The organism is Escherichia sp. F1 (assembly GCF_046764225.1).
GTDB classification, from domain to species: Bacteria; Pseudomonadota; Gammaproteobacteria; order Enterobacterales; family Enterobacteriaceae; genus Escherichia; species Escherichia coli.
In genome coordinates this window covers 588,971-610,734 of the sequence record NZ_CP177202.1, presented here as the reverse complement: position 1 = coordinate 610,734, position 21,764 = coordinate 588,971, and the positions used below count along the sequence as shown (strand labels likewise).

Below are 21,764 nucleotides of genomic sequence, written 5' to 3'. Positions count from 1 at the left end.
TAAAATCGCCTTAATATTGGTTTGAGGTAATAAAAATGCATGAAATAACCCTACTCCAGGGATTATCCCTGGCGGCGTTAGTTTTCTTTCTGGGGATTGATTTTTGGCTGGAAGCCTTATTTTTATTCCGCCCGATAATCGTTTGTACCCTAACTGGCGCTATTCTCGGTGATATTCAGACTGGCTTAATTACCGGTGGTCTGACAGAGTTGGCTTTCGCCGGATTAACCCCTGCAGGTGGTGTTCAGCCGCCCAACCCGATTATGGCGGGTCTGATGACCACCGTCATTGCATGGTCTACGGGCGTTGATGCCAAAACGGCAATTGGTCTTGGCCTGCCGTTTAGTTTGTTAATGCAGTACGTCATTCTGTTCTTCTATTCTGCTTTCTCATTATTTATGACCAAAGCCGATAAATGCGCGAAAGAAGCGGATACGGCAGCGTTTTCCCGACTTAACTGGACAACGATGCTCATCGTTGCTTCAGCGTATGCGGTGATTGCTTTCCTCTGTACTTACCTGGCACAAGGGGCGATGCAGGCGCTGGTGAAAGCGATGCCCGCCTGGCTGACCCACGGCTTTGAAGTGGCTGGCGGTATTCTGCCTGCCGTTGGTTTTGGCTTGCTGCTGCGCGTAATGTTCAAAGCGCAATATATCCCTTACCTGATCGCCGGTTTCCTGTTTGTTTGCTACATCCAGGTCAGCAACCTGTTGCCGGTTGCCGTACTGGGCGCAGGCTTTGCGGTGTATGAGTTTTTCAATGCGAAATCCCGGCAGCAAGCGCAACCGCAGCCCGTTGCCAGTAAAAATGAAGAAGAGGACTACAGCAATGGGATCTGAAATCAGTAAAAAAGATATCACCCGTCTGGGCTTTCGTTCGTCACTGCTGCAAGCGAGCTTTAACTACGAAAGGATGCAGGCGGGCGGTTTTACCTGGGCGATGTTGCCGATCCTGAAAAAGATTTATAAGGACGACAAACCGGGCCTAAGCGCGGCGATGAAAGATAACCTCGAATTTATTAATACCCACCCGAATCTGGTCGGATTCCTGATGGGGTTATTAATTTCGATGGAAGAAAAAGGAGAAAACCGCGACACCATTAAAGGCCTCAAAGTGGCACTGTTTGGCCCAATCGCCGGGATTGGCGATGCGATTTTCTGGTTTACCTTATTGCCGATTATGGCGGGAATTTGCTCATCATTTGCCAGCCAGGGAAACTTGCTGGGGCCGATTCTATTTTTCGCCGTTTACCTGCTTATCTTCTTCCTGCGCGTCGGCTGGACCCACGTCGGTTATTCAGTCGGCGTGAAGGCGATCGATAAAGTGCGAGAGAACTCGCAGATGATTGCTCGTTCGGCAACCATCCTCGGGATCACGGTAATCGGCGGGCTGATCGCTTCGTATGTGCATATTAACGTGGTGACATCGTTTGCCATCGACAGTACCCACAGCGTCGCGCTGCAGCAGGATTTCTTCGATAAAGTCTTCCCGAATATTTTACCGATGGCCTACACCCTGCTGATGTATTACTTCCTGCGGGTGAAAAAAGCGCATCCGGTGCTGTTAATCGGCGTGACGTTTGTTCTTTCTATTGTTTGTTCTGCATTCGGCATTTTGTAAATGGAACGAGGCACCGCGTCTGGCGGTGCCTCTTTACTTAAGGAATTTCATCCTGTGCAAACCCTTCAACAAGTTGAAAACTATACGGCGTTAAGTGAACGTGCCAGCGAATATTTATTGGCCGTGATCCGAAGCAAACCGGATGCCGTGATTTGCCTGGCGACCGGAGCCACGCCATTACTGACGTATCATTATCTGGTAGAAAAAATCCACCAGCAGCAGGTTGATGTCAGCCAGCTCACCTTCGTGAAGCTCGACGAATGGGTGGATCTGCCATTAACGATGCCTGGCACCTGCGAAACTTTCCTACAACAGCATATCGTGCAGCCGCTGGGGCTGCGTGAAGACCAACTCATCAGCTTTCGCTCCGAAGAGATAAATGAGACAGAGTGCGAACGGGTAACGAACCTGATTGCGCGCAAAGGCGGTCTGGATTTATGCGTTCTCGGGTTGGGGAAAAACGGTCATCTTGGGCTGAACGAACCGGGAGAAAGCCTGCAACCGGCCTGCCATATCAGTCAACTTGATGCCAGAACACAGCAACATGAGATGTTAAAAACCGCGGGCCGTCCCGTGACTCGTGGGATCACCTTAGGCCTGAAGGATATTCTCAATGCCCGCGAAGTTTTGTTACTGGTGACTGGCGAAGGAAAGCAGGATGCGACAGAACGTTTTCTCACGGCTAAAGTCTCCACCGCTATCCCGGCTTCGTTTTTATGGCTGCATAACTATTTCACATGCATGATTGATGAGATGTGTCGTCGTTAACTCGCCTGCTACAGGCGTTGCAACGCTATTCCTGCTGCGACGCCTGTAATCACTCTCCCTGCTGCTCCAGTGCATACTTATACAGCGCATTTTTCTTCACGCCGTGAATTTCTGCGGCCAGCGCTGCCGCTTTTTTCAGCGGCAGTTCTGCCTGTAGCAGCGCCAGCGTGCGCAGGGCATCAGCAGGCAGGTCATCTTCCTGCGCTTTATGGCCTTCGACAATCAGCACCATTTCGCCTTTGCGACGGTTTTCATCTTCTTTGACCCACGCCAGCAGCTCGCCAACGGGCGCGCCGTGAATGGTTTCCCAGGTTTTGGTCAGCTCACGCGCCAGAACGACGTAGCGGGATTCGCCTAATACCGCAACGATATCTTCCAGGCTATCTAACAGACGGTGGGTAGATTCATAAAAAATCAGCGTGCGCGGCTCCGCTTCAATGGCTTTTAGCGCATCACGGCGGCCTTTTGATTTGGCAGGTAAAAAGCCTTCATAACAAAAACGATCGGATGGTAAACCCGCGGCGCTTAACGCAGTGATAGCAGCACACGGCCCGGGTAGCGGCACCACGCGAATCCCCGCTTCACGGCAGGTACGCACCAGATGGTAGCCAGGATCGTTAATTAGCGGCGTTCCGGCATCGGAAACCAGCGCAATGTTTTGCCCCTCTTGCAGCTTCGCCAGCAGCGTTTCGGCTTTTTGTTGTTCGTTATGGTCGTGCAGCGCAAACAACCGAGCATTAATCCCAAAATGTTGCAGCAATAAACCGGTGTGACGCGTATCCTCGGCGGCAATCAGATCAACGGCCTGTAATACCTCCAACGCACGCTGGGTGATATCCGCCAGATTGCCGATTGGCGTCGGTACAATGTAAAGCTGGCCCTGAGAATTATCCGCCGATTGGTGTTGTTTCATTGTGTCGTCCGTATTGCCGATTTAATATTGAGCATTGCGTAAAAAAAATATCACTGGATACATTATGGTACCCTCAACATTTTCTCGTTTGAAAGCCGCGCGTTGTCTGCCTGTTGTTCTGGCAGCCCTGATTTTCGCCGGTTGTGGCACCCATACTCCCGATCAGTCCACTGCTTATATGCAGGGCACGGCGCAGGCTGATTCTGCCTTTTACCTGCAACAGATGCAGCAAAGTTCTGATGATACCAGGATCAACTGGCAATTACTCGCCATTCGTGCACTGGTGAAAGAAGGTAAAACCGGACAGGCGGTGGAGTTGTTTAACCAACTACCGCAAGAACTGAACGATTCTCAGCGTCGCGAGAAAACACTGCTGGCGGCAGAGATTAAACTGGCGCAGAAAGATTTTGCTGGCGCGCAAAACTTGCTGGCGAAAATCACACCTGCAGATTTAGAACAAAACCAGCAAGCGCGTTACTGGCAGGCAAAAATCGATGCCAGCCAGGGGCGTCCTTCCATTGATTTACTGCGCGCGTTAATTGCTCAGGAACCGCTGCTCGGCGCGAAAGAAAAGCAGCAGAATATTGACGCCACCTGGCAGGCGCTCTCCTCCATGACTCAGGAACAGGCGAATACGCTGGTGATCAATGCCGACGAAAATATTCTGCAAGGCTGGCTGGATCTGCAGCGCATCTGGTTTGATAACCGTAACGATCCCGACATGATGAAAGCCGGGATCGCCGACTGGCAGAAACGTTATCCGAACAACCCGGGCGCGAAAATGCTGCCAACGCAGTTGGTTAACGTAAAAGCGTTTAAACCCGCATCGACCAACAAAATCGCCCTGCTGTTGCCACTGAATGGCCAGGCAGCGGTATTTGGTCGCACTATTCAGCAAGGCTTTGAAGCGGCGAAAAATATCGGCACTCAGCCAGTGGCGGCCCAGGTAGCTGCCGCACCTGCCGCAGACGTAGCAGAACAACCTCAGCCGCAAACCGTGGATGGCGTTGCCAGCCCGGCACAAGCCTCGGTTAGCGATCTGACCGGTGAACAGCCTGCGGCCCAGCCGGTGCCTGTAAGCGCCCCGGCGACAAGCACCGCAGCGGTAAGCGCACCCGCAAATCCATCCGCAGAGCTGAAAATCTACGATACCTCATCACAACCACTTAGCCAGATCTTAAGCCAGGTTCAGCAGGATGGCGCGAGTATTGTGGTCGGTCCGTTGCTGAAAAATAACGTTGAAGAGTTGCTGAAGAGCAACACTCCGCTGAACGTGCTGGCACTGAACCAGCCGGAGAACATCGAAAACCGCGTCAATATTTGTTACTTCGCGCTTTCACCGGAAGACGAAGCGCGCGATGCAGCGCGTCATATTCGTGACCAGGGTAAACAAGCGCCGCTGGTGCTGATCCCACGCAGTTCATTGGGCGATCGCGTAGCCAATGCGTTTGCGCAAGAGTGGCAGAAACTGGGCGGCGGCCCCGTTCTGCAACAAAAATTTGGTTCCACCAGCGAATTACGCGCGGGTGTTAACGGCGGTTCGGGTATCGCTTTAACGGGTAGCCCGATTACTCCCAGAGAAACAACCGACTCCGGCATGACGACCAACAATCCAACGCTGCAAACCACGCCAACCGATGATCAGTTCACCAATAATGGCGGTCGTGTCGATGCGGTGTACATTGTGGCAACGCCGGGTGAAATCGCTTTTATCAAACCAATGATCGCCATGCGTAACGGTAGCCAGAGCGGTGCAACGCTGTACGCCAGCTCCCGCAGTGCGCAAGGGACCGCTGGCCCGGATTTCCGCCTGGAGATGGAAGGCTTGCAGTACAGCGAAATCCCGATGCTGGCAGGCGGTAATCTGCCGTTAATGCAGCAGGCGCTCAGCGCGGTGAACAACGATTATTCGCTGGCTCGCATGTATGCGATGGGCGTCGATGCCTGGTCGTTGGCAAATCATTTCTCACAAATGCGCCAGGTTCAGGGTTTTGAAATCAACGGTAATACCGGAAGTCTGACGGCTAACCCGGATTGCGTGATTAACAGGAAGTTATCATGGCTACAGTACCAACAAGGTCAGGTAGTCCCCGCCAGTTAACCACCAAACAGACCGGCGATGCGTGGGAAGCACAAGCGCGTCGCTGGCTGGAAGGCAAAGGACTGCGGTTTATCGCCGCTAACGTGAACGAGCGTGGCGGCGAGATCGATCTGATAATGCGTGAAGGCCGGATCACCGTTTTTGTCGAGGTGCGTTACCGCCGCTCTGCGCTTTATGGCGGCGCGGCAGCCAGTGTGACCCGCAGCAAACAACACAAATTATTACAGACTGCCCGCTTGTGGCTCGCGCGTCATAATGGGAGTTTTGATACTGTGGATTGCCGGTTCGATGTGGTAGCCTTCACCGGGAATGAGGTTGAGTGGATTAAGGATGCCTTTAATGACCACTCATAATTAAGGTTTAAGGATTAGCGTGCAAGAAAGAATTAAAGCTTGCTTCACTGAAAGCATTCAAACTCAAATTGCGGCGGCAGAGGCGCTTCCGGATGCCATCTCGCGTGCAGCTATGACGCTGGTTCAGTCTCTGCTCAATGGCAACAAAATCCTCTGTTGTGGTAATGGAACTTCCGCTGCCAATGCACAGCATTTTGCTGCCAGCATGATCAACCGTTTCGAAACGGAGCGGCCCAGCTTACCTGCCATTGCACTAAATACTGATAATGTTGTCTTAACGGCGATTGCCAACGATCGCTTACATGATGAAGTGTATGCAAAACAGGTGCGGGCGCTGGGTCATGCGGGAGATGTATTGTTAGCCATTTCCACCCGTGGCAACAGCCGCGATATTGTAAAAGCGGTAGAAGCTGCCGTTACGCGTGATATGACCATTGTGGCATTAACCGGCTATGACGGCGGTGAACTTGCAGGTTTGTTAGGGCCACAGGATGTGGAGATCCGCATTCCTTCGCATCGTAGTGCTCGCATTCAGGAAATGCATATGCTGACGGTAAATTGCCTGTGCGATCTGATCGATAACACGCTTTTCCCTCACCAGGATGTTTAAGGAGAATACATGAAGGCATTATCGCCAATCGCAGTCCTTATTTCCGCGCTGCTGTTGCAAGGTTGTGTTGCCGCTGCCGTAGTGGGTACTGCTGCTGTGGGTACCAAAGCCGCAACTGACCCACGCAGTGTCGGCACCCAGGTGGACGATGGTACCCTGGAAGTGCGCGTAAACAGCGCATTGTCGAAAGACGAACAGATTAAGAAAGAAACCCGTATTAATGTCACGGCGTATCAGGGCAAAGTGCTGCTGGTAGGGCAGTCACCAAACTCTGAACTTTCGGCTCGCGCTAAACAAATTGCGATGGGCGTAGACGGTGCCAACGAAGTGTATAACGAGATTCGTCAGGGCCAGCCGATTGGTCTGGGCGAAGCGTCTAACGATACGTGGATCACCACCAAAGTGCGTTCGCAGCTCTTAACCAGCGACCTGGTGAAATCGTCCAACGTGAAAGTGACCACCGAAAACGGTGAAGTGTTCCTGATGGGGCTGGTGACTGAACGTGAAGCGAAAGCGGCGGCAGATATTGCCAGCCGGGTAAGCGGCGTGAAGCGGGTAACCACAGCGTTTACGTTTATTAAATAAGCCATTGATCGGTCGTTGAAGTAAATATTCACACCTTAGCCGACCTGTTCCCCTCACCCTAACCCTCTCCCCAAAGGGGAGAGGGGACCGTCCAGTGCTGTATTCAGGAGCATCCAACATCTTAGGCCAACAGCGCCAACCCGCCGACAATCACACCAGATACTGCCACCATCGCCCCCGTCAGCCATAAGGCTTTCGCCGGGAACGCTTTGCGCAGCATAATCAGTGACGGCAAACTCACCGCCGGGAGCGTCATCAACAATGCCAGCGCCGGAGCGGTTCCCATGCCTGCCAGCATCATCGTTTGTACAATTGGAATTTCTGCCGCCGTGGGAATGACAAACAAGCATCCCGCTACCGCCATCGCAATCACCCACATCAGGCTGTTATCGACAGCACCATCAGCATGGGGGAATAACCAGACGCGAGCGGCACCCAACACCAGTACGGCAAGGATGTAAACCGGGATCGTACTCCAGAAAAGCGTCCATAGCGCCCTGCCCCAGCGGCTAAAAAATCCGCCCTGCGCTTCCGGTATGTCAATTTCGACCGGTGCCTGCGTTAGCGGTGTTTCACGTACCCATTTTTGCACCAGCGTCGCAATCAGCAACACCATCACCAACCCCGCCACCAGACGAATCGCAGCAAAGCCCCAGCCGAGGATAAACCCCATAAACACCAGCGTCGCCGGGTTTAACAACGGATTCCCCATCCAGAATGCCAGCGCCCCGCCCATCGATACCTGTTGGCGACGCATTCCCGCCGCGACCGGAGCCGCACAGCAGGTACACATCATACCCGGCAGCGAAAACAGCGTTCCCAGCAGCGTGCCGCGAAAGCGCGATTGCCCAAGCGTACGCAGCAACCAGTCACGCGGGATCAGCACCAGAATCAACGAACCGAGGATCACCCCCAGCACCGCCGCTTTCCATACCGCGAGGAAATAGATCATCGCGTAATCCAACGCCGCCTGCCACGGATTAGCATCTGCCTGCGCAAGGATAGATTTACCGATACTGTGGGTTTCGGCAGCAGTAAACGCTTTGCCGTAGTAAGGTTGCCATTTCACATACCAGAGACCAGCAATGACAACGAGAAAGAAAAGCGCGGGTTTCCACCACTGAATGGGCGTTGCCGCCTGAGATGAAGACTGACCAGTCATAGCATTCCCCAGGAATAAGTTATGATAATTGAGCGCGTGAATATTACGCTCACTATCAATTCTTGGGAATAATTATTCAGCTCTTTTGCGTAATTCTGAAGAGCTTAAAATCGTCACACCTTCATGCTCGGGCCGCATCGCCTCTGTCAGCATGACCCGCGCCACGTCTCTCGCATCAATGGATTTCCAGTTACCTGGCAGTAGACGGAACAGCGGCGCAAAAAGCGTTTCGTTCATCCGCTGTTTACTACGATCGCCCAGCAACATCGACGGGCGAGCGATGGTCAGTTTCGGCCAGTTCTGGGCAATTAAGGCCTCTTCCATCTCCCCTTTCACGCGGTTATAGAAAAACGGCGAGTGGGCATTAGCACCCATAGCACTGACTACCAGCATATGCTGTGCGCCCAACCGCCGCCCGGTTAATGCGGTGTCCACAACCAGCGTGTAATCGGCATGAATAAACGCCTCTTTACTCCCCGCTTCTCGCCGCGTGGTGCCGAGACAACAAAACACAATGTCGATGGGATCGGTGACCTGCGCCAGCGCGTCGGTCAGTTGCGGATCATGGGGATTAAACACCCCTGGCATATCGCCCAACGGACGTCGCGTCGGCGCGGCTATGGCGTTAACTTTCGGTTCGTTAATCAACATCCGCAGCAGGTGACCGCCCACCAGCCCCGTTGCGCCTGTAATCAGTACCTGACTCATCTTCGCTCCTTTACAGAATTGTCTGCCTTGCGCTCCACGGCTCATGCACCAGGCTTAATAGACCATGAGGTAATTATCCCCGATTGTGGGAAATTCGCCTCATCCAATGCAACATCGCGGAGGAAGCATGAGTAAGAAAATTGCCGTTTTAATCAGTGATGAATTTGAGGATTCAGAATTTACTTCACCCGCAGACGAGTTCCGTAAAGCCGGACACGAAGTGATTACCATTGAAAAGCAAGCGGGTAAAACGGTGAAAGGCAAAAAAGGAGAAGCCAGTGTGACCATCGATAAATCCATCGATGAAGTGACGCCAGCGGAGTTTGATGCCCTGCTGCTACCGGGCGGCCATTCACCGGATTATCTGCGTGGCGACAACCGTTTTGTCACTTTCACCCGTGATTTTGTGAATAGCGGCAAACCAGTTTTCGCCATCTGTCACGGCCCGCAGTTGCTGATCAGTGCCGATGTGATTCGGGGGCGCAAACTGACTGCAGTTAAACCGATCATTATTGATGTTAAAAACGCGGGCGCGGAATTTTACGATCAGGAAGTGGTGGTCGATAAAGATCAGCTGGTTACCAGCCGAACGCCGGACGATCTGCCAGCGTTTAACCGCGAGGCGTTACGCCTGCTCGGTGCCTGAGTTACGTAGCCAGATCATTTTTTTACCAAAGCCCAGCGTGTTGTCGGTGAATTTGATTTCATCAAGCCGGATTTCCCATACCGGGGCCGACAGCATTCTGGCAACCGGAAAGCGACGGTTGTACGCCTTGCGTGCGAGGTCGCTTTCCTCACCTTCAAGCCTGCGGATCTCGCCTTTAAATTGCACGCCGCGAATTAACGCTACCGTTTTCGGCTGACCGTTTACAGTTCCGGCAACTGCCGCCTGCGGCCCACTCATCTGCGCGTGGCGCGTTTTTTCTTCCGTCAAAATGTAGAAGGCGACTTTCTGCGCATCAAAAAGATAAAAGGCATTGGCGCACCACAATTCCCCTTCCTGCTGCACACACCAGGTGACAACATGTTGTTTTGCCAGCCAACGGCTGATGGCGGTGAGTGTTTCCATTGCTGTTCTCTTTTATACTGTGGGCCTGACCTTAACATGCGACGCAGACGATGACACCCTGGTTTCTTTACTTGATCCGTACCGCCGACAATAAGCTTTATACCGGGATCACCACGGATGTCGAACGCCGCTATCAGCAGCACCAAAGCGGCAAAGGGGCGAAAGCACTGCGCGGGAAAGGAGAACTAACGCTGGCGTTTTCCGCGCCAGTGGGCGATCGTTCGCTGGCACTACGGGCGGAATATCGCGTTAAGCAACTGACCAAACGGCAAAAAGAGCGTCTGGTAGCGGAAGGCGCAGGGTTTGCAGAGCTGTTGAGCAGCCTGCAAACCCCGGAGATTAAAAGCGATTGAAATGCTCGTGATACTCAACCAGACCGGTTACGCCGTTCAGCGCGTCATCCGCTAAACGATGTACCTGGAAGGCGCTTTCAGTGCCCGGCCAGCGGCAACGCAGATCGTGATGAGCCGCCAGTTCAAAGCCGAAACGACTGTACAGCGCCGGATCGCCCAGCGTCACCACTGCGGCATAGCCGAACTCATTGAGCGAATCGAGTCCTTCATAGACCAGTTGGCGTGCCAGCCCCTGTCCACGGTATTTTTCATCTACCGCCAGCGGTGCCATGCCGACCCATTGCAGGTCTTCGCCCTGCACATCAACCGGACTAAATGCCACATAGCCAATGACCTGACCTTCGTCATCTGTCGCCACCAGCCCCAACGTCAGAAAGCCATCTTCACGCAGATCGTGAACCAGCTTCGCTTCCGCATCACTTTCGAATGAACGACGCAGCAGGGCATCAATACCCGGCGCATCAATGGGAATTTCTACTCGAATTAGCATGGTTCACCTACCGATGTCTGTTTGGTTTCAGGCGCGGTTTTCATTCCCGCCTCAACAAAATCCGCCAGTTGCAGCAGCATCATGCGTAAGGCTTTCGGCATTTGCTCCAGTTCAATGGCGTCCATCAGGTTTTTCACATACAGCCCCAGCTCCGTATCGCCTTCAATCGCCAGCCGACGCTGGAAGAAGAGCGTATCCGGATCTTGTTTACGCGCCGCAATCATCAGCAGATCGCTGGCGTCGGCACTAAAACTCACATCAGCTTGCGCGTTCTGGCTAACGACCAGTTTGCCATTCACCACCGAGGTAAACCATTGCAGGTCAATATCACGCACATGAATACTTAACCAGCGGCCTTCAAGAAACTCCAGCTCGCCATCATCCAGCGCCTGACGGAATTGCCAGCTTAAGACCTGCTCAAGAACCTGGCGTTTTAGCGCAAATGGCGTCAGTTTTACCGGTACACTCAACAGAGATGGCCCCAAATGCACAATACGGGAACGCAGTTTATCCAACACGAGTTTTACTCCCTGTTTCAACAATCATCCTATTTTGCCATATCAGAAAAATAACATAGCGGTATAAATCAACAATTCCATATGAAATTGCTGCTACCACCAATACAACTTTAACTGCCTTAAATCAAAAATTGTCGCAGCAAGGTTAACTAAAATCCCAGTTCGTTAACATTTTTGCGCTTTGATAGCGCAACCTTCAGGAAAAATTATGGAGCTGCTCTGCCCTGCCGGAAATCTCCCGGCGCTTAAGGCGGCCATCGAAAACGGCGCAGATGCTGTTTATATCGGGCTAAAAGATGATACCAATGCCCGTCACTTCGCCGGCCTTAACTTTACCGAGAAAAAATTGCAGGAAGCGGTGAGTTTTGTCCATCAACATCGCCGCAAACTTCACATCGCGATTAACACTTTTGCGCACCCGGACGGTTACGCCCGCTGGCAGCGCGCCGTGGATATGGCGGCGCAGCTGGGTGCCGACGCGCTGATCCTCGCCGACCTCGCCATGCTGGAGTACGCCGCCGAGCGTTACCCGCATATTGAGCGTCATGTGTCAGTGCAGGCTTCGGCGACCAATGAAGAGGCGATTAACTTTTATCATCGCCATTTTGACGTTGCCCGCGTGGTGCTGCCGCGCGTGTTGTCGATTCATCAGGTGAAACAACTGGCGCGGGTCACGCCTGTACCACTGGAAGTCTTTGCTTTCGGCAGCCTGTGCATTATGTCGGAAGGCCGTTGCTATCTGTCGTCATATCTGACGGGTGAATCGCCCAACACCGTCGGTGCATGTTCTCCGGCTCGCTTCGTGCGCTGGCAGCAAACGCCGCAGGGGCTGGAATCCCGCCTGAACGAAGTGCTGATCGACCGTTATCAGGACGGCGAAAACGCAGGTTATCCGACGCTGTGTAAAGGGCGTTATCTGGTGGACGGCGAGCGCTATCACGCGCTGGAAGAACCCACCAGTCTCAATACCCTGGAACTGCTGCCGGAGTTAATGGCAGCGAATATTGCTTCGGTGAAAATTGAAGGCCGCCAGCGTAGCCCGGCGTATGTCAGCCAGGTGGCGAAAGTCTGGCGTCAGGCTATCGACCGTTGTAAGGCCGATCCGCAAAACTTCGTACCGCAAAGCGCGTGGATGGAGACGCTCGGGTCGATGTCCGAAGGCACGCAGACCACCCTTGGCGCGTATCACCGTAAATGGCAGTGAGAAAAGCAATGAAATATTCCTTAGGGCCAGTGCTGTGGTACTGGCCAAAAGAGACGCTGGAAGAATTTTATCAGCAGGCCGCCGCCAGCAGCGCCGACGTGATTTATCTTGGTGAAGCGGTATGCAGCAAGCGCCGGGCAACCAAAGTTGGCGACTGGCTGGAGATGGCAAAATCACTCGCCGGAAGTGGTAAGCAGATTGTGCTCTCCACGCTGGCGCTGGTGCAGGCATCCTCTGAACTGGGCGAACTGAAACGCTATGTTGAGAACGGTGAGTTTCTGATTGAAGCCAGCGATCTCGGCGTGGTGAATATGTGCGCTGAACGCAAACTGCCGTTCGTCGCCGGACATGCGCTGAACTGCTACAACGCGGTGACGCTGAAAATATTGCTTAAACAGGGCATGATGCGCTGGTGTATGCCGGTGGAGCTATCCCGCGACTGGCTGGTGAATCTGCTTAATCAGTGCGATGAGCTGGGCATTCGCAACCAGTTTGAAGTGGAAGTCCTGAGCTACGGTCATCTGCCGCTGGCCTACTCCGCCCGCTGCTTTACCGCGCGTTCGGAAGACCGCCCGAAAGATGAGTGTGAAACCTGCTGCATTAAGTATCCGAACGGGCGCAACGTGCTATCGCAGGAAAACCAACAAGTGTTTGTACTCAATGGCATTCAGACCATGAGCGGCTACGTTTACAACCTCGGTAACGAGCTGACATCCATGCAGGGGCTGGTCGATGTGGTCCGCCTGTCACCGCAGGGTACTGACACTTTCGCAATGCTCGACGCCTTCCGCGCCAATGAAAATGGCGCTGCACCACTGCCGTTGACGGCAAACAGCGATTGTAACGGCTACTGGCGGCGGCTGGCCGGGCTGGAGCTGCAAGCGTAAGTATATAGCTCACTTTGTTAACAACTTTAACTACTCTTTAATGCAGTATTAAAGATTAATCGGTAACAAAGTGAGCTGTTATGACTGATAAAACCATTCCGTTTTCGCTACTCGATCTGGCCCCCATTCCCGAAGGTTCTTCAGCGCGAGAAGCATTCTCCCACTCTCTCGATCTCGCCCGTCTGGCTGAAAAGCGCGGCTATCATCGCTACTGGCTGGCAGAACACCACAATATGACTGGCATTGCCAGTGCTGCAACATCAGTTTTGATTGGCTATCTGGCGGCGAATACCACTACGCTGCATCTGGGGTCTGGCGGCGTGATGTTGCCTAATCACTCACCATTGGTGATCGCCGAACAGTTCGGCACGCTTAATACGCTCTATCCGGGGCGAATCGATTTGGGGCTGGGTCGTGCTCCGGGTAGTGACCAGCGAACCATGATGGCTCTACGTCGTCATATGAGCGGCGATATTGATAATTTCCCCCGCGATGTCGCGGAGCTGGTGGACTGGTTTGACGCCCGCGATCCCAATCCACATGTGCGCCCGGTACCAGGCTATGGCGAAAAAATCCCCGTGTGGTTGTTAGGCTCCAGCCTTTACAGCGCGCAACTGGCGGCGCAGCTTGGTCTGCCGTTTGCGTTTGCCTCACACTTCGCGCCGGATATGTTGTTCCAGGCGCTGCATCTTTATCGCAGCAACTTCAAACCGTCGGCACGGCTGGAAAAACCGTATGCGATGGTGTGCATCAATATTATCGCCGCCGACAGCAACCGCGACGCTGAATTTCTCTTTACCTCAATGCAGCAAGCCTTTGTGAAGCTGCGCCGTGGCGAAACCGGGCAACTACCGCCGCCGATTCAAAATATGGATCAGTTCTGGTCACCGTCCGAGCAGTATGGCGTGCAGCAGGCACTGAGTATGTCGCTGGTGGGTGATAAAGCGAAAGTGCGTCATGGCTTGCAGTCGATCCTGCGCGAAACCGACGCCGATGAGATTATGGTTAACGGGCAGATTTTCGATCACCAGGCGCGCCTGCATTCGTTTGAACTGGCGATGGATGCTAAGGAAGAGTTGTTGGGATAGTGTGTCTTAACGCGGGAAGCCTTATCCGAGCTGGCAACGCTGTCCTACGTAGGCCTGATAAGCGAAGCGCATCAGGCATTGTGTAGGCAGCAGAAATGTCGGATAAGGCACCGCTGATTACTGATACACCGGCAGCAAATTAAAGCTCGATAAAATATGCACCAGTGCGTTGCCAACGCCAAACACCAGAATCAGCGCAATCATCGGCTTGCCGCCCCAGACGCGGAATTTCGGGCTGCCAAAGCGTTTACGCGATGCGCGGGCCAACAGCGCCGGTACAATTGCCGCCCAGATAGTAGCTGCTAAGCCAGCATAACCAATGGCATACAGGAATCCGTTCGGAAATAGCAGACCACCCACAACAGGCGGGGCAAAGGTCAGCAACGCCGTTTTAAAGCGGCCCAGGGCAGAGTCATCAAAACCAAACAGATCTGCCAGATAGTCAAACAAACCCAGCGTTACGCCGAGGAACGAACTTGCTACCGCAAAGTTTGAGAACACGACCAGCAGAAGGTCCAGGCTACGGCTGTTCAGCACGCCGCTTAATGCCTGTACCAGCACATCAATATTACCGCCCTTCTCGGCGATGCCGATAAACTCCGGACGAGGGATGTTGCCCATCGTCGCCAGCAACCAGATGGTATACAGCGCCAGCGCCATCAGCGTACCGTACACCAGGCATTTCACGATGGTTTTCGGATCTTTGCCGTAATACTTCATCAGGCTCGGCACGTTACCGTGATAACCAAACGATGCCAGACAGAATGGCAGCGTCATCAGCAGATACGGTGCATAAGACGCATTGCTTTCGGCGACGTTGAACAATGTCGCAGGCTGCACATGTCCCAGCAGGCTACCGAAGGTGAGGAAAAACGTAATGACTTTCGCCCCCAGCACAATCGCCGTCATCCGGCTGACCGCTTTGGTGCTCAACCACACCACAAACGCCACCAGTAGTGCAAAACCAAATCCAGCTGCCCGTGCAGGGACGTTCAGCGACATCTCCGCGAAGGTGTGATGCAGAATCGAACCGCTGGCAGAAATATAGGCGTAAGTCAGGATATAGAGCACAAAGGCAATGGAAATGCCGTTGACTACGTTCCAACCTTTGCCCAGCAAATCTTTGGTGATGGTGTCAAAACTCGAACCGATTCGGTAATTCAGGTTAGCTTCCAGAATCATCAAGCCAGAATGCAGCATACAGAACCAGGTAAAGATCAGCGCCGCCATTGACCAGAAGAACCACGCCCCGGACATGACCACAGGCAGAGAAAACATCCCTGCGCCAATAATGGTGCCGCCGATGATCACCACGCCGCCAAGCAGCGACGGTGACGTTTGGGTGGTGGTTAGTGTTGCCATGAGGGCTTCTCTCCAGTGAAAAATAGTGCGACTGCGTTGTTATGTATTGCACTGTACCAGTACACGAGTACAAAAGACAGAAAAAAAGCCCCGATGGTAAAAATCGGGGCTGTATATATTATTTTACAGATTGTGTTCGCTGTTTAGCGATGATTACGCATCACCACCGAAACGACGACGACCGGTAGAGTCATCACGACGCGGAGCGCGGCCTTCACGACGTTCGCCGCTAAAACGACGACCATCACCACGACCACCTTCACGGCGTTCACCGCTGAAGTTACGACCGCCTTCACGACGTTCGCCACCGAAACCACGACCACCGCCACGACGCTCACCGCCAGTATGCGGCTGTGCATCGCCCAGTAACTGCATGTTCATCGGCTTGTTGAGAATGCGAGTACGCGTAAAGTGTTGCAGCACTTCACCCGGCATACCTTTCGGCAGTTCGATGGTGGAGTGAGAAGCAAACAGCTTGATGTTACCAATGTAACGGCTGCTGATGTCACCTTCGTTAGCAATCGCGCCAACGATATGACGAACTTCAACACCATCATCGCGGCCCACTTCAATGCGGTACAGCTGCATATCGCCAACATCACGACGTTCACGACGCGGACGATCTTCACGGTCACCACGCGGGCCACGGTCGTTACGATCGCGCGGACCACGGTCATCACGGTCACGGAATTCACGTTTCGGACGCATCGGCGCATCTGGCGGAACAATCAGAGTACGTTCACCCTGTGCCATTTTCAGCAGTGCGGCGGCCAGAGTTTCGAGATCCAGCTCTTCACCTTCTGCCGTCGGCTGAATTTTGCTCAGCAGTGCACGGTATTGATCCAGATCGCTGCTTTCCAGCTGCTGCTGTACTTTAGCGGCGAATTTTTCCAGACGACGTTTGCCCAGCAGTTCTGCGTTCGGCAGTTCAACTTCCGGAATGGTCAGCTTCATGGTGCGTTCAATGTTACGCAGCAGACGACGCTCACGGTTCTCAACGAACAGCAGCGCACGGCCAGCACGGCCCGCACGACCAGTACGACCGATACGGTGAACGTAAGACTCAGAATCCATCGGGATATCGTAGTTAACTACCAGGCTGATACGCTCAACGTCCAGGCCACGGGCCGCAACGTCGGTCGCAATCAGGATGTCCAGACGACCATCTTTCAGTCGTTCCAGTGTCTGCTCACGCAGCGCCTGGTTCATGTCACCGTTCAGCGCGGCGCTATTGTAGCCGTTACGCTCAAGAGCTTCTGCCACTTCCAGAGTCGCGTTTTTGGTACGAACGAAGATAATCGCCGCATCAAAATCTTCCGCTTCCAGGAAACGTACCAGTGCTTCGTTTTTACGCATACCCCAGACAGTCCAGTAGCTCTGGCTGATGTCAGGACGGGTAGTCACGCTGGACTGAATGCGCACTTCCTGCGGCTCTTTCATAAAGCGGCGGGTAATGCGACGAATCGCTTCCGGCATGGTTGCAGAGAACAGAGCGGTCTGATGACCTTCCGGGATCTGCGCCATAATAGTTTCAACGTCTTCGATGAAGCCCATGCGCAGCATTTCGTCAGCTTCATCCAGAACCAGACCGCTCAGTTTAGAAAGGTCCAGAGTGCCACGTTTCAGGTGATCCAGCAGACGGCCCGGAGTACCGACAACGATCTGCGGCCCCTGACGCAGGGCGCGTAATTGCACGTCATAACGCTGGCCGCCGTACAGGGCAACCACGTTTACGCCGCGCATGTGTTTAGAGAAATCCGTCATTGCCTCAGCAACCTGTACCGCCAGTTCGCGGGTCGGTGCCAACACCAGAATCTGTGGTGCTTTCAGCTCAGGATCAAGATTCTGCAGCAGAGGTAAAGAGAATGCTGCAGTTTTTCCGCTCCCCGTCTGGGCCATACCCAGGACGTCGCGGCCATTCAGCAGATGTGGAATACACTCTGCCTGAATTGGAGATGGTTTTTCGTAACCCAGATCGTTAAGGGCTTCAAGGATAGGAGCCTTCAGGCCCAGATCTGCAAAAGTGGTTTCGAATTCAGCCATGTAGTACGTGTGCCTCAAAATTAATGGCGGCCAGTCTACATAACTCATCATGAAATTGATCAGCAATTTTCATTGAAAAGTGTGAACCGGCTCAAAGTAGGTGTATTAACGAACAACAACGCCCTCACCCGTTAAGGTGATGGCAATCAAAAAAGATTACGGGCTGATGTGTACGTCAGCTATTGCTGGTCCGATTCTGCCAGGTCATCTTGGTCCTGGCCCAGGAGCGATAATTCCAACAATGCGTATCGGTGCTCAACAAAGTTATGAACGTTGTTGGCAACCGCCAGTTTGAACAGTGCCGTGGCGCTGTCCAAATCCCCCAGACTTAGGTAGTACTTACCTAAATAGAAGTTGGTTTCACTGAGATGCTCAGCGAGCGAGGTGTTATCCGTTGCGTCCGCCTTGAGCCTTTCCATTAACGTTTGTTCGCTAATGTTGCCCAGGTAGAACTCGACAATGTTCCATCCCCACTGTTCCTTATCCGATTTTTCGAAGTGCTGTTTCAACACTTCTTTAGCCTGCTTCTCATCGAGCTTCTGCTCGGCGAGATAAAGCCACAGACTACGGAAAGGATCATTGGGATCGTCTTGATAAAACGCCAGCAGATCATCTTGCGCTAACTTGTCACGACCGCCGTAATATAATGCGATCCCGCGATTCAAGTGCGCGTAGTTGTAAGTTGGATCAAGCTCAAGTACAGAATCAAACGCTTCATAGGCAGCATCAAAATTGCCTGCCTGCGTTAAATATATGCCTAAGTAATTGAATACTTCAGGCATATCCGGTCGGATTGCCAGCGCTTGCGAAAAATCGTTACGCGCTAATGCCCTCAGACCGAGACTATCATACAACACTCCGCGCTCATATAAAAGCTGTGCGCGTTCGTCATCGGTTAAAGCCCGACTGGCAAGGATTTGTTCCATACGTGCCAGAATCACTTCCTGCTGTAAAGTCGGTTGCAATGGTACCGCGAGGACTTCACTTTTACGCCAGGAAGTATTACTGCATCCTGCAAGCGTAAGTGCTGTCGCAACGAAACACCAGCGCAAAAAAGGCTTCATTTCCCACTCCCGAAGACCACGGTTGAATGAACGTCCTGTTCCCGGTTGCTAACAAGGCGTCCTGCCCGGTTAAAAGCCCCCCGCCGCAGCGGAGGGCAAATGGCAACCTTACTCGCCCTGTTCAGCAGCCGGAGCTTCCGGTGCTGCAGCAGGTTGAGACTGCTCAGTCGCTTCTTTAATGCTCAGACGGATACGGCCCTGGCGATCAACTTCCAGAACTTTCACCGGTACTTCCTGACCCATCTGCAGGTAATCGGTCACTTTCTCAACGCGTTTGTCAGCGATCTGAGAGATGTGTACCAGACCTTCTTTACCGCCGCCGATGGCAACAAATGCGCCAAAGTCAACGATACGGGTCACTTTACCATTGTAGACGCGGCCCACTTCGATTTCTGCAGTGATCTCTTCGATACGACGAATAGCATGTTTCGCTTTCTCGCCGTCGGTCGCTGCGATCTTCACAGTACCGTCATCTTCGATTTCGATGGTGGTGCCAGTTTCTTCGGTCAGGGCACGGATAACAGAGCCGCCTTTACCGATAACGTCTTTGATCTTGTCCGGGTTGATCTTGATGGTATGGATACGCGGAGCGAACTCAGAGATATCGCCGCGCGGCGCGTTGATCGCCTGTTCCATTACGCCCAGGATATGCAGACGCGCACCTTTAGCCTGGTTCAGTGCAACCTGCATGATCTCTTTGGTGATACCTTCAATTTTGATATCCATCTGCAATGCAGAGATACCGTCGCGGGAACCCGCAACTTTGAAGTCCATATCGCCCAGGTGATCTTCGTCGCCCAAAATGTCAGACAGTACAACGTAGTTGTCGCCTTCTTTCACCAGACCCATTGCGATACCCGCAACAGCAGCTTTGATCGGCACACCTGCGTCCATCAGCGCCAGAGACGCGCCGCACACGGAAGCCATAGAAGAAGAACCGTTGGATTCGGTGATTTCAGACACCACACGTACGGTGTACGGGAATTTGTCCATATCCGGCATGACTGCCAGCACACCGCGCTTCGCCAGACGACCGTGACCAATTTCACGACGCTTCGGAGAACCGACCATGCCGGTTTCGCCTACGGAGTACGGAGGGAAGTTGTAGTGGAACAGGAAGGTGTCAGTACGTTCGCCCATCAGTTCATCAAGAACCTGCGCGTCACGTGCAGTACCCAGCGTTGCGGTAACCAGCGCCTGAGTTTCACCACGGGTGAACAGCGCAGAACCGTGAGTACGCGGCAGCACGCCAGTACGCACATCCAGACCACGAATCATATCTTTTTCACGACCGTCGATACGCGGTTCGCCTGCCAGTACGCGGCTACGAACAACGTTTTTCTCGATAGCGTGCAGAATTTCACCCAGTTCGTTTTCGTCCAGGGTTTCATCTTCAGCAAGCAGCGTCGCGATGGTTTCAGATTTGATGACATCAACCTGAGCATAACGCTCTTGTTTGTCGGTGATGCGGTAAGCATCGCTCAGACGAGCTTCAGCCAGTGCAGCAACGCGCGCGTTCAGCGCTTCGTTTACCGGCTCCGGCTGCCAGTCCCAACGCGGTTTACCGGCTTCTTTCACCAGTTCATTGATGTTCTGAATAACAACCTGCTGTTGTTCATGACCGAACACTACTGCGCCCAGCATCTGGTCTTCGCTCAGCAGTTCAGCTTCAGATTCAACCATCAGTACAGCGGCTTCAGTACCCGCAACAACCAGATCCAGTTTGCTCTCTTTCAGCTCGTCCTGAGTCGGGTTCAGTACGTACTGGTCATTGATGTAACCTACGCGGGCAGCACCAATCGGACCATTGAACGGAATACCAGACAGAGACAGTGCTGCGGAAGCACCAATCATCGCGACGATATCCGGGTTAACCTGCGGGTTAACAGAAACCACGGTGGCGATAACCTGAACTTCGTTGACGAAGCCTTCCGGGAACAGCGGGCGAATCGGGCGGTCAATCAGACGCGCGATCAGGGTTTCGCCTTCGCTTGGGCGGCCTTCACGACGGAAGAAGCTACCCGGGATACGACCAGCAGCGTAGGTACGCTCCTGATAGTTAACGGTCAGTGGGAAGAAGTCCTGACCTGGTTTGGCTTTTTTCTGGCCAACAACGGTAACAAATACCGCGGTGTCATCCATGCTAACCATAACAGCAGCAGTAGCCTGACGAGCCATCATGCCGGTTTCCAGAGTCACGGTGTGTTGACCGTACTGGAATTTACGAACGATCGGATTAAGCAATGTAATATCCTTTCTCTTTCTTAGACAGTACCTTACGGCACTGGTGTTAATACCCGATCTTCTGCGCATCCTCGCGACTAATGACAACCCTAACCCAGCCCAATGTGGGTAAAGCCTCTCATTAGCCGCGCGAACCTCTGCAACGGAAGATCATTCATAGCAACAATACATTAGTTTCCAGTGAATTGCTGCCGTCAGCTTGAAAAAAGGGGCCACTCAGGCCCCCTTTTCTGAAACTCGCAAGAATTAGCGACGCAGACCCAGGCGCTCGATGAGCTGGGTGTAACGTGCTACGTCTTTACGTTTCAGGTAGTCGAGCAGTTTACGACGCTGAGAAACCATGCGCAGCAGACCACGACGGCTGTGGTGATCTTTTTTGTGCTCTGCAAAGTGGCCCTGCAGGTGGTTGATCTGTGCAGTCAGCAGTGCTACCTGAACTTCGGTAGAACCGGTGTCGTTTGCGTCACGACCAAACTCAGAAACGATTTTAGCTGTTGCTTCAGTACTTAGAGACATTTTAAAACTCCAAAGTATATAGAATGAAAGGACGCCGATCTCTAATTCAGCGATCCCAGTGTACGTTACGCAAAGTGTTAAACAATTTACGCGACGTTAAGCGGCA

At 53.1% G+C, this 21,764-nt stretch carries 24 protein-coding genes; 12 read left to right on the top strand and 12 right to left on the bottom strand.

Annotated elements, in window-relative coordinates:
- Positions 1-35: 35 nt before the first annotated feature.
- The 3 genes from agaC to ACK8NJ_RS02870 are packed head-to-tail and all read left to right on the top strand — an operon-like array spanning position 36 to position 2,388.
- Positions 36-839 (top strand): PTS galactosamine transporter subunit IIC, encoded by an 804-nt coding sequence (agaC, locus tag ACK8NJ_RS02880; RefSeq protein WP_000544474.1) that lies wholly within the window; start codon positions 36-38, stop codon positions 837-839.
- On the top strand, positions 829-1,620 hold the full coding sequence (gene agaD / locus ACK8NJ_RS02875; protein WP_000534351.1) for a PTS galactosamine transporter subunit IID: 792 nt from the start codon (positions 829-831) through the stop codon (positions 1,618-1,620). The genes agaC and agaD overlap by 11 nt, the downstream gene beginning before the upstream one ends.
- Positions 1,621-2,388 (top strand): galactosamine-6-phosphate isomerase, encoded by a 768-nt coding sequence (locus ACK8NJ_RS02870; RefSeq protein WP_001346705.1) that lies wholly within the window; start codon positions 1,621-1,623, stop codon positions 2,386-2,388.
- A 49-nt stretch (positions 2,389-2,437) separates the two neighbouring features.
- Here ACK8NJ_RS02870 and rsmI read toward each other — a convergent pair whose 3' ends face one another.
- On the bottom strand, positions 2,438-3,301 hold the full coding sequence (gene rsmI / locus ACK8NJ_RS02865) for a 16S rRNA (cytidine(1402)-2'-O)-methyltransferase (RefSeq protein WP_000809258.1): 864 nt from the start codon (positions 3,299-3,301) through the stop codon (positions 2,438-2,440).
- 64 nt (positions 3,302-3,365) lie between these two features.
- On the opposite strand from rsmI, the gene lpoA reads away from it, so the two are divergent.
- The 4 genes from lpoA to dolP are packed head-to-tail and all read left to right on the top strand — an operon-like array spanning position 3,366 to position 6,950.
- Positions 3,366-5,402: a penicillin-binding protein activator LpoA gene (gene lpoA, locus ACK8NJ_RS02860; protein WP_085459872.1), complete on the top strand. Its 2,037-nt coding sequence runs from the start codon at positions 3,366-3,368 to the stop codon at positions 5,400-5,402.
- Entirely contained in the window at positions 5,360-5,755 is a 396-nt protein-coding gene (locus ACK8NJ_RS02855; protein WP_000246828.1) for a YraN family protein, read from the top strand. The genes lpoA and ACK8NJ_RS02855 overlap by 43 nt, the downstream gene beginning before the upstream one ends.
- A 19-nt stretch (positions 5,756-5,774) precedes the next feature.
- On the top strand, positions 5,775-6,365 hold the full coding sequence (gene diaA / locus ACK8NJ_RS02850; RefSeq protein WP_001158035.1) for a DnaA initiator-associating protein DiaA: 591 nt from the start codon (positions 5,775-5,777) through the stop codon (positions 6,363-6,365).
- A gap of 9 nt (positions 6,366-6,374) precedes the next feature.
- The gene (gene dolP, locus ACK8NJ_RS02845; protein ID WP_000646044.1) at positions 6,375-6,950 is read left to right on the top strand and encodes a division/outer membrane stress-associated lipid-binding lipoprotein; all 576 of its coding nucleotides are present in this window, start codon (positions 6,375-6,377) and stop codon (positions 6,948-6,950) included.
- A 121-nt stretch (positions 6,951-7,071) separates the two neighbouring features.
- Here dolP and ACK8NJ_RS02840 read toward each other — a convergent pair whose 3' ends face one another.
- Positions 7,072-8,112, bottom strand: a complete 1,041-nt coding sequence (locus tag ACK8NJ_RS02840) for a permease (protein ID WP_411962092.1) — start codon at positions 8,110-8,112, stop codon at positions 7,072-7,074.
- A gap of 72 nt (positions 8,113-8,184) precedes the next feature.
- Positions 8,185-8,820 carry an NAD(P)H-binding protein gene (locus ACK8NJ_RS02835; protein WP_072648553.1) on the bottom strand — a complete coding sequence of 212 codons (636 nt, stop codon included), beginning with the start codon at positions 8,818-8,820 and terminating at the stop codon, positions 8,185-8,187.
- Positions 8,821-8,947: 127 nt separating this feature from the next.
- Between ACK8NJ_RS02835 and yhbO the strand changes: the two genes are divergently transcribed.
- Positions 8,948-9,466, top strand: coding sequence for a protein/nucleic acid deglycase (yhbO, locus tag ACK8NJ_RS02830; protein ID WP_000037593.1), 519 nt, complete (start codon positions 8,948-8,950; stop codon positions 9,464-9,466).
- Here yhbO and ACK8NJ_RS02825 read toward each other — a convergent pair.
- Positions 9,446-9,889 (bottom strand): YhbP family protein, encoded by a 444-nt coding sequence (locus tag ACK8NJ_RS02825; RefSeq protein WP_000449453.1) that lies wholly within the window; start codon positions 9,887-9,889, stop codon positions 9,446-9,448. The two genes, yhbO and ACK8NJ_RS02825, sit on opposite strands and share 21 nt — an antisense overlap.
- Positions 9,890-9,939: 50 nt before the next feature.
- Between ACK8NJ_RS02825 and yhbQ the strand changes: the two genes are divergently transcribed.
- On the top strand, positions 9,940-10,242 hold the full coding sequence (gene yhbQ, locus ACK8NJ_RS02820) for a DNA damage response exodeoxyribonuclease YhbQ (RefSeq protein ID WP_000189314.1): 303 nt from the start codon (positions 9,940-9,942) through the stop codon (positions 10,240-10,242).
- On the opposite strand, the gene ACK8NJ_RS02815 is transcribed toward yhbQ, so the two are convergent.
- Positions 10,229-10,732, bottom strand: coding sequence for a GNAT family N-acetyltransferase (locus ACK8NJ_RS02815; RefSeq protein WP_000908554.1), 504 nt, complete (start codon positions 10,730-10,732; stop codon positions 10,229-10,231). The two genes, yhbQ and ACK8NJ_RS02815, sit on opposite strands and share 14 nt — an antisense overlap.
- Positions 10,726-11,250: a ubiquinone anaerobic biosynthesis accessory factor UbiT gene (gene ubiT, locus ACK8NJ_RS02810; protein WP_001306019.1), complete on the bottom strand. Its 525-nt coding sequence runs from the start codon at positions 11,248-11,250 to the stop codon at positions 10,726-10,728. Before ubiT ends, ACK8NJ_RS02815 begins: the two co-directional genes overlap by 7 nt.
- A gap of 208 nt (positions 11,251-11,458) precedes the next feature.
- Between ubiT and ubiU the strand changes: the two genes are divergently transcribed.
- From ubiU to ACK8NJ_RS02795, 3 genes are all read left to right on the top strand, one after another.
- Positions 11,459-12,454 (top strand): ubiquinone anaerobic biosynthesis protein UbiU, encoded by a 996-nt coding sequence (gene ubiU, locus ACK8NJ_RS02805; RefSeq protein ID WP_000421305.1) that lies wholly within the window; start codon positions 11,459-11,461, stop codon positions 12,452-12,454.
- A gap of 8 nt (positions 12,455-12,462) precedes the next feature.
- Positions 12,463-13,341: a U32 family peptidase gene (locus ACK8NJ_RS02800; protein WP_001361201.1), complete on the top strand. Its 879-nt coding sequence runs from the start codon at positions 12,463-12,465 to the stop codon at positions 13,339-13,341.
- A gap of 80 nt (positions 13,342-13,421) precedes the next feature.
- Entirely contained in the window at positions 13,422-14,429 is a 1,008-nt protein-coding gene (locus ACK8NJ_RS02795) for a luciferase-like monooxygenase (protein WP_034173256.1), read from the top strand.
- A gap of 117 nt (positions 14,430-14,546) precedes the next feature.
- Here ACK8NJ_RS02795 and mtr read toward each other — a convergent pair whose 3' ends face one another.
- The 6 genes from mtr to rpsO form a co-directional block, all read right to left on the bottom strand.
- Positions 14,547-15,791 carry a tryptophan permease gene (gene mtr / locus ACK8NJ_RS02790; RefSeq protein WP_000224337.1) on the bottom strand — a complete coding sequence of 415 codons (1,245 nt, stop codon included), beginning with the start codon at positions 15,789-15,791 and terminating at the stop codon, positions 14,547-14,549.
- A gap of 153 nt (positions 15,792-15,944) precedes the next feature.
- On the bottom strand, positions 15,945-17,834 hold the full coding sequence (gene deaD / locus ACK8NJ_RS02785) for an ATP-dependent RNA helicase DeaD (protein ID WP_001295553.1): 1,890 nt from the start codon (positions 17,832-17,834) through the stop codon (positions 15,945-15,947).
- Positions 17,827-17,907 (bottom strand): protein YrbN, encoded by an 81-nt coding sequence (gene yrbN / locus ACK8NJ_RS02780; RefSeq protein WP_010723222.1) that lies wholly within the window; start codon positions 17,905-17,907, stop codon positions 17,827-17,829. The genes deaD and yrbN overlap by 8 nt, the downstream gene beginning before the upstream one ends.
- A gap of 106 nt (positions 17,908-18,013) precedes the next feature.
- Positions 18,014-18,898 carry a lipoprotein NlpI gene (gene nlpI, locus ACK8NJ_RS02775; protein ID WP_000802080.1) on the bottom strand — a complete coding sequence of 295 codons (885 nt, stop codon included), beginning with the start codon at positions 18,896-18,898 and terminating at the stop codon, positions 18,014-18,016.
- Positions 18,899-19,006: 108 nt separating this feature from the next.
- The gene (gene pnp, locus ACK8NJ_RS02770; protein ID WP_001298330.1) at positions 19,007-21,142 is read right to left on the bottom strand and encodes a polyribonucleotide nucleotidyltransferase; all 2,136 of its coding nucleotides are present in this window, start codon (positions 21,140-21,142) and stop codon (positions 19,007-19,009) included.
- A gap of 246 nt (positions 21,143-21,388) precedes the next feature.
- On the bottom strand, positions 21,389-21,658 hold the full coding sequence (gene rpsO / locus ACK8NJ_RS02765; protein ID WP_000059466.1) for a 30S ribosomal protein S15: 270 nt from the start codon (positions 21,656-21,658) through the stop codon (positions 21,389-21,391).
- Positions 21,659-21,764: the final 106 nt, after the last annotated feature.

Coding starts and splice junctions, on each gene's coding strand:
- ACK8NJ_RS02800 (WP_001361201.1), top strand. CDS start 12,463: ATGAAATATTCCTTAGGGCCAGTGCTGTGGTACTGGCCAAAAGAGACG.
- yhbQ (WP_000189314.1), top strand. CDS start 9,940: ATGACACCCTGGTTTCTTTACTTGATCCGTACCGCCGACAATAAGCTT.
- yhbO (WP_000037593.1), top strand. CDS start 8,948: ATGAGTAAGAAAATTGCCGTTTTAATCAGTGATGAATTTGAGGATTCA.
- ACK8NJ_RS02870 (WP_001346705.1), top strand. CDS start 1,621: ATGGAACGAGGCACCGCGTCTGGCGGTGCCTCTTTACTTAAGGAATTT.
- deaD (WP_001295553.1), bottom strand. CDS start 17,834: ATGGCTGAATTCGAAACCACTTTTGCAGATCTGGGCCTGAAGGCTCCT.
- agaD (WP_000534351.1), top strand. CDS start 829: ATGGGATCTGAAATCAGTAAAAAAGATATCACCCGTCTGGGCTTTCGT.
- mtr (WP_000224337.1), bottom strand. CDS start 15,791: ATGGCAACACTAACCACCACCCAAACGTCACCGTCGCTGCTTGGCGGC.
- ACK8NJ_RS02855 (WP_000246828.1), top strand. CDS start 5,360: ATGGCTACAGTACCAACAAGGTCAGGTAGTCCCCGCCAGTTAACCACC.
- nlpI (WP_000802080.1), bottom strand. CDS start 18,898: ATGAAGCCTTTTTTGCGCTGGTGTTTCGTTGCGACAGCACTTACGCTT.
- ACK8NJ_RS02825 (WP_000449453.1), bottom strand. CDS start 9,889: ATGGAAACACTCACCGCCATCAGCCGTTGGCTGGCAAAACAACATGTT.
- ACK8NJ_RS02795 (WP_034173256.1), top strand. CDS start 13,422: ATGACTGATAAAACCATTCCGTTTTCGCTACTCGATCTGGCCCCCATT.
- ACK8NJ_RS02815 (WP_000908554.1), bottom strand. CDS start 10,732: ATGCTAATTCGAGTAGAAATTCCCATTGATGCGCCGGGTATTGATGCC.
- dolP (WP_000646044.1), top strand. CDS start 6,375: ATGAAGGCATTATCGCCAATCGCAGTCCTTATTTCCGCGCTGCTGTTG.
- ubiU (WP_000421305.1), top strand. CDS start 11,459: ATGGAGCTGCTCTGCCCTGCCGGAAATCTCCCGGCGCTTAAGGCGGCC.
- rsmI (WP_000809258.1), bottom strand. CDS start 3,301: ATGAAACAACACCAATCGGCGGATAATTCTCAGGGCCAGCTTTACATT.
- yrbN (WP_010723222.1), bottom strand. CDS start 17,907: ATGAAAATTGCTGATCAATTTCATGATGAGTTATGTAGACTGGCCGCC.
- ACK8NJ_RS02840 (WP_411962092.1), bottom strand. CDS start 8,112: ATGACTGGTCAGTCTTCATCTCAGGCGGCAACGCCCATTCAGTGGTGG.
- ACK8NJ_RS02835 (WP_072648553.1), bottom strand. CDS start 8,820: ATGAGTCAGGTACTGATTACAGGCGCAACGGGGCTGGTGGGCGGTCAC.
- agaC (WP_000544474.1), top strand. CDS start 36: ATGCATGAAATAACCCTACTCCAGGGATTATCCCTGGCGGCGTTAGTT.
- rpsO (WP_000059466.1), bottom strand. CDS start 21,658: ATGTCTCTAAGTACTGAAGCAACAGCTAAAATCGTTTCTGAGTTTGGT.
- lpoA (WP_085459872.1), top strand. CDS start 3,366: ATGGTACCCTCAACATTTTCTCGTTTGAAAGCCGCGCGTTGTCTGCCT.